This window comes from Mesorhizobium sp. RCAM 05104, assembly GCF_059683645.1.
Map to the genome: position 1 here is coordinate 5,115,651 of NZ_CM185033.1, position 11,543 is coordinate 5,127,193.

Consider the following 11,543-nt stretch of genomic DNA (forward strand, 5'->3'; position numbering starts at 1 on the left):
CGATGGCAAAGGGGAATCACAAGAGGATACGCGGCAAGCCGCAGATCCACAGCCTGCTGGAACACTACCAGCCGATCGACGGCGTCGTCGACGAGATGGTCGATGCTTCAGGCAACCCCCGTCCGGTCTGGAAGGACTTCATCGAGGCGCTCGACGAATTGGGGCCTGAAACGCTCGGCCAGCGCTTCGCCCGCGCCGATCAGTATCTGCGCGACGCCGGTGTCTATTACCGTGTCTACGACAAGGCCGGCGCCAATGAGCGCGAATGGCCGCTGGCGCATGTGCCGCTGCTGATCGAGGACAAGGAATGGGCCGACATCAGTGCCGGCCTCGTGCAGCGCGCCGAGCTGTTCGAGGAAACCATCGCCGATATTTACGGGCCGAACCGGCTTGTCGAAAAAGGCATCCTGCCGGCTGGGTTGATCGCCGCCAGCCCGGAATATCTGCGTCCCGTTGTCGGCACCGTGCCGGCCAGCGGCCATTTCCTGCATTTCTGCGCCTTCGAACTCGGCCGCGGGCCCGACGGCCAGTGGTGGGTGCTTGGCGACCGCACCCAGGCCCCGTCCGGCGCCGGCTTCGCGCTCGAGAACCGCGTCGCCACCACGCGCGCGCTGTCCGACATCTATGGCGAGATGCATGTGCATCGTCTTGCCGGCTTCTTCCGCCGCTTTCGCGACGCGCTGATCGGCATGGCCGAGGAGACCGGCGGCCGGGTCGCCATCCTGACGCCGGGGCCGCTCAACGAGACCTACTACGAACACGCCTATATCGCCCGCTATCTCGGCATCATGCTGCTCGAAGGCGAGGACCTGACTGTTTCCGGCGGCAAGCTGATGGTGCGCACGGTTTCCGGCCTGATGCCAATCAGCGTGTTGTGGCGGCGGCTCGATGCTGCCTTCGCCGATCCGCTCGAACTGCGCCCGGATTCGCAGATCGGCACGCCGGGGCTGGTCGAGGCGATCCGCCAGGGCGCGGTTGCCACCGTCAACGCGCTGGGCTCGGGTCTGATGGAAACGCGGGCGCTGCTCGCCTTCCTGCCCAAGATTTCACGCGCCTTGCGGGGCGAGGAGCTTCTCTTGCCAAGCGTCGCCACGTGGTGGTGTGGCCAGGAGACGGAGCGTGCGCATGTGCTGGCCAATATCGACCGCATGGTGATTGGCCCGGCGCTGTCGACCCGGCTTGCCTTCGAGGATGACGATTCGACCAAGCTGGGCTCGGCGCTGTCCGCCGGCGAGCGGGCGGAGTTGGTGGCGCGCATCGAACGCGGCGGCGGTGACTTCGTCGGCCAGGAAGCGGTGACGCTTTCAACGACCCCCGTTTTTGTCGGCGGCTGGCTGGAGCCGCGTCCGGCGAGCCTGCGCGTCTATCTGGCACGAACCCCTGAGGGCTGGACGGTGATGCCGGGCGGCTTTGCCCGCGTCGGTCTGTCGCTCGATCCGACGGCGATCGCCATGCAGCGCGGCGGCCAGGCGGCGGATGTCTGGGTGGTCAGCGATAGGCCGGTGGAGCGCGAGACGCTGCTGCCGCAAGAGAGCGACAGCTTCACCCGCACCAGGCCGGGCAGCCTGCCCAGCCGGGCGGCGGAAAACCTGACCTGGCTCGGCCGCTACATCGAGCGCTCCGAAGACACGGTGCGCATCCTGCGCGCCTACCATGTGCGGCTGGCCGAAACGTCCGATCCCGACATGCCGCTGCTCGCCGACATCAGGGACTATCTCGAGCCGTTCGGCATCGATGTCGAGACGGCGATCCCACCAGGGCTGATCGGCACGCTCGATAGCGCCGTCTACAGCGCCGGGCAGATCCGCGACCGCTTCTCGCCCGATGGCTGGCTGGCGCTCAAGGACCTGTCGAAGACCATCCATCAGTTCGCGACGACGGTGGCACCGGGTGACGATGCGACCCGGGCGATGACGGTGATCCTGCGCAAGCTCGCCGGTTTCTCCGGCCTGCTGCACGAGAACATGTACCGCTTCGCCGGCTGGCGTTTCCTCGAGATCGGCCGGCGGCTGGAGCGCGGCATCCAGATCGCCCGCACGCTGTCCCGGCTGACCAGTGCCAAGGCGCCGGATGGCGCGCTCGACATGATGCTGGAGATCGGCGACAGCGTGATGACCCACCGCCGGCAGTATCCGGTGCAGACCGGCCGGCGCACGGTGATCGATCTTCTGGCACTCGACCCGCTCAATCCGCGTTCCATCCTGTTCCAGCTCGAAAGGCTGAAGGCCGAGATCGGCCTTTTGCCTTCGGTTGGCGGCGAGGGGCACATGTCGCCTGCGGCCAAGGAAATCCTGCAGCTCAACACGCAGATCGCCATCAAGGAGCCTTCGGACATGACGGCAAAGGCTCTGGACGATCTCGCCTATGAAATCGGCGGCCTCTACAACAGCCTCGCCAAGGCCTACTTCGGATAGCGCATGCTCTACGACATCAGGCTTCATCTCCACTATGATTATGCGGCGGCGGCCGGCGGCGGTCGCCATCAGATTCGCGTGTTGCCGTCGACGATTTCCGGCGTGCAGCGCGTCATCGCCGCATCCTTGTCCTTTGCGCCGGCACCCAATGAACGTTCTGACTTTTCCGACTTCTTCGGCAACAACGTCACCTCGATCGCCTTTCGCGACGCGCATGACGCGCTCGACATCAGGATGAGCGCGCGCGTATCGGTGTCGCGGCCCGAGCCCGGGCTCGACGTATCGCCCGATATCGGCCGGCTCAGGCAGGAGCTCGCCGCTGTGCGGTCGCTGGCGCCGTCCTCGCCTCACCATTTTCTGGCCGGCAGCGCTCATTCCGGCATCGACGGAGCGATCACCGGCTACGCGCAAGACAGCATTGCCAGCTCGGCCGCCGGCACGGCAATGAAGCTCTGCAATCGCATCCATCGCGATTTCACCTATGATGGCGAGGCGACGACGGTGCGAACCCGGGCCAGCGATGCCTTCCGGCTGAAACGCGGCGTCTGCCAGGACTTTTCGCACATCATGATCGCCGGCCTGCGCGGGCTCGGCATTCCAGCCGGCTATGTCAGCGGCTTCCTGCGCACCATCCCGCCGAAGGGCAAGCCCCGGCTGGAGGGCGCCGATGCCATGCATGCCTGGGTCAAGGTCTGGTGCGGGCGCGATGCCGGCTGGCAGGAGTTCGACCCGACCAATGGCATGCGGGCGAGCAACGACCATATCACCGTCGGCTATGGGCGCGACTATTCGGACGTGGCGCCGATCGTCGGCGTTCTCAAGACCACCGGCGGACAAGTCGGCGAGCAGGCTGTCGACGTCATTCCGGTCGTGCTCGAAAAGGCGTAGAACCGAACCCAACGGCCCCACCGGTACAATTCTAGGTGGATAAGACCGCTTCTCAAACATCGATGTGACCGCTAGTCTACATCCGTTTCGAGGTCGACAGTAATTGTATGTTCTTGGAACACATCAATGCGGGGTTTTGTAATTGAGAGCGGTCAGCGTCGTCATTCCTGCCTACAACGCGGCGACCACCATCGCGACAACGCTGGCGTCGCTTGGTAGCGAGGCCGTGGTCATCGGCGAGATCCTGCTGGTCGACGATGCATCGACGGACAGCACGGTGGCTGTCGCGCAGCAGGCCGCGGCGCAACTGTCCCTGCCGCTGCGCGTGCTGCCGGCCGATTGCCGCGATGCCGGCGGCGCCCGCAATGTGGCGCTGGCGGAGGCGCGCTATCCCTGGGTATACCTGATCGACGCCGATGACCTGCATCTTCAGGGTGGATTGCGCGCGCTGCTGCGGCAGGCGGAGAATCAACCGAAGGCCGATATGATCGTTGGCGCCTATCGGCGCCGGGTGAACGGCCAGAATCGGCAGATCAAGGTGCCGAACGGCTATCAGGCCGCCTGCCACGCAAACGCTTCGGCCTATGTCAAAGGCGATATACGGTCGGTCGCCGTTGGCAGCGTGCTGGCTTCGCGGCGCCTGATCGGCGAGACGCGGTTCCCGGTCGGACTGGCCTTTGACGAAGACACGTTGTTCTGGGCACGGCTGATGAGCAGGGCATCCCTGGCCATGATTCCCGACCCGGTCATGGTCTATGAGGTTTCGGTGGCGCGTTCCGACGACCGCTTTGCCATGAATCCGGTGCGGCGCTTCCTGGATTGGCGCCGTGAACTGCACACACTCACCGATTGCAATATCCCGGTATCGGCGCTCAAGACCAGGGAAGGGCTTGTCGCCCTCAAAATCGCCCGCGTCCACTATGCGCGCGGCGACCTGGACACCGCGGCGCGCTTCCTGGCGGTGGCCGCGGCCGCGCCGAAGCGACGGTCGGAGGCCTGGCGCTGCCTGCGCTACAAGTTCAAGCTCGCCGCGCGGCGACGCTTGTCCGCGCCATCGACCCAGCTGCAAGGCGCTCTGTAGGCGTTAGGCTCGTCAGCACCGCCGCTCCCGGCCGCCGACTTTTCGGACGATATGTGGAACCAGCAATCAGCCAGCGGCTTATCTACGGATATTTGCGTGGAGCGGACATGTTGCAAAGATCCGGGCTGTCGCACGGCCGGTCGGCTGACGAAGATGCCGTGGCGAAAAATGATGCGCTGAACAGTGGGGCGCAAACTTCGGCCGATCATGCCGCCCTGACCTATGTCAGTGATGCCGAGCCCGGTATCCGCCGGGTGAAGACGGGCAAGGGATTTTCCTACAAGGGACCAGATGGACGCGCAGTCTCGGACGCCAACAGGGCACGCATCGAGGCGATCGCCATTCCACCGGCCTGGACGGATGTCTGGATTTCGCCCGATGCCGATGGCCATATCCAGGCGACCGGCAGGGACCAGCGTGGACGCAAGCAATACCGCTATCATCCACAATGGGCCGACGAGCGTGATGGCGCCAAATATTCGAGCCTTGCCGGATTCGCCGAAAGCCTGCCCGAACTGCGGCGCCGGGTCGACGCCGATCTGCGCCGTCGCGGCTTGCCGCTCGAGCGCGTCGTCGCGGCGGTCGTCTGGCTGCTCGACAATACGATGATACGGGTGGGCAATGCCGCCTACGCCCGCGACAACAAGAGTTTCGGGCTGACGACCTTGCGCGACCGCCATGTCGATATCGTCGGCTCAAGCCTGCGTTTCGCTTTCAAGGGCAAGTCCGGCAAGCAATGGAAACTGAAGCTGGTCGACCGCCGCATTGCCAGGATCGTTCGCGGGGCGCAGGAACTGCCAGGTCAGAAACTGTTCCAGTATCTCGATGAAGACGGCAACAGGCGGCCGGTCCATTCCGAGGACGTCAATTGGTTTATCCGGGAGGCCGTGGGCACCGATTTCAGCTCCAAGCATTTCCGGACATGGGGCGGCACCATCCGTGCGGCGTCCCTGTTTGCACGGACGGAATTGCCAGAAAGCCGCTCGCAGCAAAAGCAGGTGATGAACGGCGTCATCGACAAGGTCGCCGAGCGGCTGGGCAACACGCGCGCCGTCTGCCGCAAATGCTATATCCACCCGCAGATCTTCGAGGCCTGGGCGCAAGGCCGGCTACTCGACGAAATGATGGAGGCCAACAAGCGCAAGCGCTCGATTGACGGTCTCGATGACGAGGAAGCGCTGGTGCTGAGGTGGCTGAAGACGCACGAGCGCTGACGCACGGCACGGCGGTCACCAATTCCGCGGCGCCCGGATTTTTTTATCGACGCACTGTCGGGATCGGTCCTAGTGTTTCGTCCTTTGACAGAGAAAAGGACCAGCAATGCTCTACGCAATCCTCTGCTATGCTTCCGAAGATGTCGTCAGCTCGTGGAGCAAGGCGCAGGACGACGACGTCATGGCCAAGCTCCTCGATGTCCAGGACAAGTACGCCAAGGCCGGCCGGCTTGGCCCGGTGGCACGGCTGCTGCCGACCACGGCGGCAACGACGCTGAGGAAGGTCAAGGGCGAAGCGGTCGTCATCGACGGTCCGTTCGCCGAGACCAAGGAGCAGTTCCTCGGCTTCTACACGCTCGAATGCGCCGATCTCGACGAGGCCGTGGAGTTCGCGCGCGAGCTTTCCGAGGTCAATCCGAGCGGTGGCTCCTATGAGATCCGGCCGGTGTCGGTCTTCAATCCCCGCAAGGTTCCCGCATGACCGAGCTCGCCTGGATCAGCTCGGCGATCAGCGCCGCCCGCCCGCAAGCGATGGGCGCGCTGCTGCGTTACTTCCGCGACCTCGATACCGCGGAGGAAGCTTTCCAGGACGCGTGTCTCAGGGCGCTGAAGAACTGGCCGCAAAACGGGCCGCCGCGCGATCCGGCGGCCTGGCTGATCTTCGTCGGCCGCAACAGCGGCATCGATGCGGTGCGCAAGCGTGCCAAGCAGGCGCCGATGCCGGAAGAGGACCAGATCTCCGATCTGGAAGACGCCGAAAGCGACATAGCCGAGCGGCTGGACGGGGCGCATTACCGCGACGACATCTTGCGGCTGCTGTTCATCTGCTGTCATCCCGATCTTCCGCCGACGCAGCAGATCGCGGTTGCGCTGCGCGTTGTCTCCGGCCTCACCGTCAAACAGATCGCGCGCGCCTTCCTGGTCGGCGAAAGCGCCATGGAGCAGCGCATCACCCGCGCCAAGGCGCGCATCGCCGATGCCGGCGTGCCGTTCGAGACGCCGGACGCTGTCGAGCGCTCCGAGCGGCTCGCCGCCGTCGCGGCAATGGTCTACCTGATCTTCAACGAGGGCTATTCGACCAACAGCGGCGAGGCACCGGCCCGCGCGCCGCTGTGCGAGGAGGCGATCCGGCTGGCCCGGCTGTTGCTGCGGCTGTTCCAGACCGAGCCGGAGGTCATGGGGCTGACGGCGCTGCTGCTTCTGCAGCATGCGCGCGCACCGGCCCGTTTCGACGAGAACGGCGAGATTGTCCTGCTCGAGGACCAGGATCGCAGCCTGTGGAGCCGCAAGATGATCGACGAGGGGCTGGCGCTGGTCGACAAGGCGCTGCGCCATCGCAAGCCTGGCCCCTACCAGGTGCAGGCGGCGATCGGCGCGCTGCATGCGCGAGCCGAGAAGGCCGAGGATACCGACTGGGTGGAGATCGATCTGCTGTACGGTCTGCTCGAACAGATGCAGCCGTCGCCGGTGGTCACGCTCAACCGTGCGGTCGCGGTCTCCAAGGTGCGCGGCCCGGAAGCGGCGCTTGCCATGATCGAGCCGCTCGAACAGAGGCTTTCCGGCTATTTCCACTTCTTCGGCCTCAAGGGCGGCCTGCTGATGCAACTCGACCGGGGCGAAGAGGCGCGCGTTGCCTTCGACCGCGCCATTTCGCTTGCCAACACGGCGGCGGAGGCCGCCCATATCCGCATGCATATCGACCGCTTGATGAAAGACGGTGCGGTGCGGGGGGCTGCCCGCTCGGCAAAATGACGCGGCTGCCTCTGGTTCAACGGTCTGCGTCCGGCTTGGACCATGCCGGGGTGGCGATTTTGCCCTGAAACGAGTAATGCCACGCCATGACAGCGCTGATGTGCCCGTCGGCACACAGAGCGCAAGGCTTTGACCGGAGCCATATGATGGCGAACGGATCTGAAAGGGACAAAAATGACGATTGCGAAGGAAACGACCGAACTGCTGGCGAAACTGGGCGTTGCCAGGGAGGCGCTTGTTGGTGGCGACCTCGTCGTGCGCAGCCCGGTGACGGGCGAACAGATCGCGGCGCTGAAGACCATCTCGCCGGCTGACGCGGCCAAGACCATCGATGCCGCGCACAAGGCGTTCCAGTCCTGGCGGCTGGTGCCGGGTCCGCGTCGCGGCGAGCTGGTACGCCTGCTCGGCGAGGAACTGCGCGCGCACAAGGCCGAGCTTGGCCGGCTGGTGTCGATCGAGGTCGGCAAGATCCCGTCCGAGGGCCTCGGCGAAGTGCAGGAGATGATCGACATCTGTGATTTCGCCGTCGGTCTTTCCCGGCAATTATACGGCCTGACCATCGCCACCGAACGTCCGGGCCACCGCATGATGGAAACCTGGCATCCGCTGGGCGTCGTCGGTGTCATTTCCGCCTTCAACTTCCCGGTCGCGGTATGGTCGTGGAACGCGGCGCTGGCGCTGGTCTGTGGCGACGCGGTGGTGTGGAAGCCGTCCGAGAAGACGCCGCTGACGGCGCTCGCGTGCGAGGCGATTTTCGCGCGCGCGGTCAAGCGTTTCGGCACGGATGCGCCGCAGGGGCTGGCGCCGGTGCTGCTCGGCGATCGCGCCGTCGGCGAAATCCTGGTCGACCATCCCAAGGTGCCGCTGGTCTCGGCCACCGGCTCGACCCGCATGGGCCGCGATGTCGGCCCGCGCCTGGCCAAGCGCTTTGCCCGCGCCGTGCTGGAACTCGGCGGCAACAATGCCGGCATCGTCTGTCCGACCGCCGATCTCGACATGGCGCTGCGCGCCATCGCCTTCGGCGCCATGGGTACGGCCGGACAGCGCTGCACGACGCTGCGGCGCCTGTTCGTGCATGACAGCGTCTATGACGCCCTGGTTCCACGTCTCAAGAAGGCTTACGAAAGCGTGTCGGTCGGCAATCCGCTGGAGACCTCCTCGCTGGTCGGGCCGCTGATCGACAAGGCTGCCTTCGACGCTATGCAGAAGGCGCTGAAGGAAGCCAGCGCCCATGGCGGCAAGGTGACTGGCGGCACGCGGGTCGAGAATGGTCATCCGGATGCCTACTATGTGCATCCGGCGCTGGTTGAAATGCCGAAGCAGGTGGCCCCGGTGACGGAAGAGACCTTCGCGCCGATCCTCTATGTGATGAAATATTCGGATTTCGACGCCGTGCTCGATGAGCACAATGCGGTGGGCGCTGGCCTGTCGTCGTCGATCTTCACCCGCGACCTGCAGGAATCCGAGCGCTTCCTCGGTGTCGACGGTTCGGATTGCGGCATCGCCAACGTCAACATCGGCACGTCGGGAGCCGAAATCGGCGGTGCCTTCGGTGGCGAAAAGGAAACCGGTGGCGGCCGCGAGAGCGGCTCGGATGCATGGAAGGCCTATATGCGCCGCGCCACCAACACGGTGAACTATTCCAAGGCGCTGCCGCTCGCCCAGGGCGTCTCCTTCGACATCGATTGAGAACGCCGACGCCTGCTCGTCGCTAGTGCGTGACTAATCGCCGAGCGATCAGCTCTGTGCATCCCCCGCATGGGGGATGCCGCACCGATCAACTGCCTGCGCTGACCGAGCCAGCCGCCACTGCCGAGGTCTTTCGGCATGGGTTCGCGACAGCTTGAGCCATGTGGCGAATTGCCGATTGGCGCCGCCGCCAGCCGCAGTCAGAGGGAACGTTCAGCCGATCCGGGATGCCGGAAAACAGGCGTCGAAAGCGGCATCGACAATGGCCAGCTTGGCGGCCTGGACGGTCATGTATTCCTGGAAGAAGGTGTTCGAGACCCACATCACCGAATGGCCGCGCTGGCCGAGCCAGCCGATGCTGCCGAGATTCTCGGCATCGCGCAACTTGCGGGCAAGATGGGTCCGCGAGAGCTTGAGCCATCTTGCGAAGTCGCCGATCGAAACCACGCTGGTCGGGATCCGGTCCAGGCCGGCATCATCGGGATCGATGCCCGACATCAGCCAGTCCATGACGATGCCGCCATTGTTGAGCCAGATGAACAGCGAAAAGGTCTGGTTGGGTTCGCGCACCGGCTTGGAGGCAAGCAGGCCGTCCGCCACCATGGGCTGCAGCCTGGAAACCATGTCGGGCCGCTCCAGGAACCTGGCCAGCCGGTCGCCACCATCGAGATGATCCAGCGTCCGCAGATGGGCAAGAACCCAGCCCGTGAATGTCTGCACGGTCGCCGCAGTCGGCTGCAAGGGGTGCGTGCGCCCGTCCCCGCCCGATACATACTCGGCGATGTTGTAGTGCAGCATCTCCTTGATGAAAGCGTCCGCCGTGTTGCGGCTGGCCACCGCGTGCTGGTGCACGAACTCGATGAAACGCGATACCGTCAGGTCCTTGCGGCGGTCGTTCGGGTCCCGCCTGAAATGCATGGCAAGGCCGACATGACCCATCAGCCAACGTTGCTGCGTGGCAAAAATAGAAGCGAGCCGCGGGCTATCTTCATAAATTCGGATCAGCGCCAGCGACTGTTCCTGAACGCAACGGTGCAAGGCCGGATGGCCGGCAATGTCTTCCAGATTCAGCGCTATGCTCCTCGTGTTTCTCTTCAACTCCGACAACGGAGTCGTGTTCCCCATTTTTCAGCCTTCAAAACGTGTGTCCATACGTACCAAATGCGGAGAACAGGCATTGTCGATCACGACCGGTTGATGGCCGGTGCGCTTGACGGCGCTGCCGGCGACCGCGACTCGGGCGAGGCTGTTGGAGTCTATGCGATCGGGCAGGTCACCACCACCGATGCGGCCAATTCGAACCACGACACCGGCGTCGTCGCTTCGGATTTCATGGCGGATGCACAAAGCCGAACGCAAGGCATGCCCATTCCGCCGCCCATCGATGCGATTGGCGGTCTGGGGCTGGTCAATGGCGGCACAGTTGGTGTCGCGCCGTCCACGCTGGCGACGCCGGTGAACGGACCCGGCAACCCATGCCATCGCGCAAGGCAGCCTGATCATCCCGGCCATCGCGGCGAGTGGACGGATTCAGCCTGGCCTTGCCGGCCGGCCATTCGTCTCGGTTGCCGCTATCACGACCCTTTGGCGGGCATGCCGGCTACATGCGCATCAGCAAGCCGCCATCGACAGCAAGCTCGATGCCGGTGATGTAGCTCGCCGCGTCGGAAAGCAGGAACAGTGCCGCGTTGGCCATGTCCTGCGGCGTGCCGATGCGGCCGAGCGGTGCGTAGCTCGCCACGGCCGAGCGCTTTTCCTCGGTGTCCCAGCGCGCCTGCAGCGGGGTCAGCGCCATGCCGGGGCAGATGGCGTTGGAGCGGATGCGCTCGCCGGCGAGCTGCATGGCGAGCGATTTCGAGAGCGCGCAGACGCCGGCTTTCGATGCCTGGTAGGCGTCCTGCGGGTTGGCATCGCCGCGATACCACTGGATGGTCGAGAAGTGCACCATGGCACCACCGCGGCCGCCCGAGCGCATATGGGGGACGACCGACCGCGCGGTGTGCACGAACGACTTCAGATTGATCCTGAACACCTCGTCCCACACGTCGAGATCCATCTCGAGAGCCGACTTGTCGCGACCGAACCACAGCACGCCAGCGACATTGGCGAGATAGTCGATGCCACCGCGCTCGCGGCCAGCCGTGCCGACGACCTGTTCGACGAAGGCGGCGTCGGTGAGATCGCCCTGCGCGAAGGCGACCCTGTCGTCATAGGAGGCAAGCGACGAAGGACGTGGCTTCACGTCGATGGCGGTGACGGAGGCGCCGGCATCGAGCAGCGCCAGCGTGATGGCTTCGCCCATGCCGCCGCCTGCCCCGGCGACGACCGCATGCCTGCCGGTGAAATCATAAACGATCATCTGCAACCCCTCATGTGCTCCGCCAACGCGCGATGTCGGGACAATAGGGGCGGATAAAAATTCCATCAAGCGGTATTAGAAAAAATTTGCCAAAATGGAAAATAGCGATATCGTACCGGGATCGATCCTCTCTCAGCTCGAATGGA

Annotated in this window: 10 protein-coding genes; 8 read left to right on the forward strand and 2 right to left on the reverse strand. The window is 64.7% G+C overall.

Translation table 11 applies throughout. From position 1 onward, the window contains the following. The first annotated feature begins 2 nt into the window (after positions 1-2). The 7 genes from AC56QP_RS25065 to amaB all read left to right on the forward strand — a co-directional run bounded on the left by AC56QP_RS25065 (position 3) and on the right by amaB (position 9,038). Positions 3-2,414, forward strand: coding sequence for a circularly permuted type 2 ATP-grasp protein (locus AC56QP_RS25065; RefSeq protein ID WP_489863031.1), 2,412 nt, complete (start codon positions 3-5; stop codon positions 2,412-2,414). 3 nt (positions 2,415-2,417) lie between these two features. Next, positions 2,418-3,302 (forward strand): transglutaminase family protein, encoded by an 885-nt coding sequence (locus AC56QP_RS25070; protein ID WP_489863030.1) that lies wholly within the window; start codon positions 2,418-2,420, stop codon positions 3,300-3,302. A 142-nt stretch (positions 3,303-3,444) separates the two neighbouring features. Further along, positions 3,445-4,383, forward strand: a complete 939-nt coding sequence (locus tag AC56QP_RS25075; protein ID WP_489863029.1) for a glycosyltransferase family 2 protein — start codon at positions 3,445-3,447, stop codon at positions 4,381-4,383. 107 nt (positions 4,384-4,490) lie between these two features. Continuing rightward, positions 4,491-5,597 (forward strand): DNA topoisomerase IB, encoded by a 1,107-nt coding sequence (locus tag AC56QP_RS25080; RefSeq protein WP_489863028.1) that lies wholly within the window; start codon positions 4,491-4,493, stop codon positions 5,595-5,597. 106 nt (positions 5,598-5,703) lie between these two features. After that, positions 5,704-6,078, forward strand: coding sequence for a YciI family protein (locus tag AC56QP_RS25085; protein WP_091577722.1), 375 nt, complete (start codon positions 5,704-5,706; stop codon positions 6,076-6,078). After that, a complete protein-coding gene (locus AC56QP_RS25090) occupies positions 6,075-7,349 on the forward strand; it encodes an RNA polymerase sigma factor (RefSeq protein WP_489863027.1) in 1,275 nt (424 codons plus the stop codon). The genes AC56QP_RS25085 and AC56QP_RS25090 overlap by 4 nt, the downstream gene beginning before the upstream one ends. A gap of 174 nt (positions 7,350-7,523) precedes the next feature. Continuing rightward, a complete protein-coding gene (gene amaB, locus AC56QP_RS25095; protein ID WP_489863026.1) occupies positions 7,524-9,038 on the forward strand; it encodes an L-piperidine-6-carboxylate dehydrogenase in 1,515 nt (504 codons plus the stop codon). A gap of 213 nt (positions 9,039-9,251) precedes the next feature. On the opposite strand, the gene AC56QP_RS25100 is transcribed toward amaB, so the two are convergent. After that, positions 9,252-9,977, reverse strand: coding sequence for a hypothetical protein (locus tag AC56QP_RS25100; RefSeq protein WP_497100999.1), 726 nt, complete (start codon positions 9,975-9,977; stop codon positions 9,252-9,254). Between AC56QP_RS25100 and AC56QP_RS25105 the strand changes: the two genes are divergently transcribed. Beyond that, complete coding sequence (locus AC56QP_RS25105) at positions 9,969-10,688, forward strand: hypothetical protein (protein ID WP_497100998.1); 720 nt, start codon at positions 9,969-9,971, stop codon at positions 10,686-10,688. The genes AC56QP_RS25100 and AC56QP_RS25105 overlap by 9 nt on opposite strands. Here AC56QP_RS25105 and AC56QP_RS25110 read toward each other — a convergent pair. Then, positions 10,639-11,397: an SDR family NAD(P)-dependent oxidoreductase gene (locus tag AC56QP_RS25110; RefSeq protein WP_489863023.1), complete on the reverse strand. Its 759-nt coding sequence runs from the start codon at positions 11,395-11,397 to the stop codon at positions 10,639-10,641. The genes AC56QP_RS25105 and AC56QP_RS25110 overlap by 50 nt on opposite strands. Positions 11,398-11,543: the final 146 nt, after the last annotated feature.

Coding starts and splice junctions, on each gene's coding strand:
- AC56QP_RS25090 (WP_489863027.1), top strand. CDS start 6,075: ATGACCGAGCTCGCCTGGATCAGCTCGGCGATCAGCGCCGCCCGCCCG.
- AC56QP_RS25105 (WP_497100998.1), top strand. CDS start 9,969: ATGACCCATCAGCCAACGTTGCTGCGTGGCAAAAATAGAAGCGAGCCG.
- AC56QP_RS25065 (WP_489863031.1), top strand. CDS start 3: ATGGCAAAGGGGAATCACAAGAGGATACGCGGCAAGCCGCAGATCCAC.
- amaB (WP_489863026.1), top strand. CDS start 7,524: ATGACGATTGCGAAGGAAACGACCGAACTGCTGGCGAAACTGGGCGTT.
- AC56QP_RS25080 (WP_489863028.1), top strand. CDS start 4,491: ATGTTGCAAAGATCCGGGCTGTCGCACGGCCGGTCGGCTGACGAAGAT.
- AC56QP_RS25110 (WP_489863023.1), bottom strand. CDS start 11,397: ATGATCGTTTATGATTTCACCGGCAGGCATGCGGTCGTCGCCGGGGCA.
- AC56QP_RS25100 (WP_497100999.1), bottom strand. CDS start 9,977: ATGGGTCATGTCGGCCTTGCCATGCATTTCAGGCGGGACCCGAACGAC.
- AC56QP_RS25070 (WP_489863030.1), top strand. CDS start 2,418: ATGCTCTACGACATCAGGCTTCATCTCCACTATGATTATGCGGCGGCG.
- AC56QP_RS25085 (WP_091577722.1), top strand. CDS start 5,704: ATGCTCTACGCAATCCTCTGCTATGCTTCCGAAGATGTCGTCAGCTCG.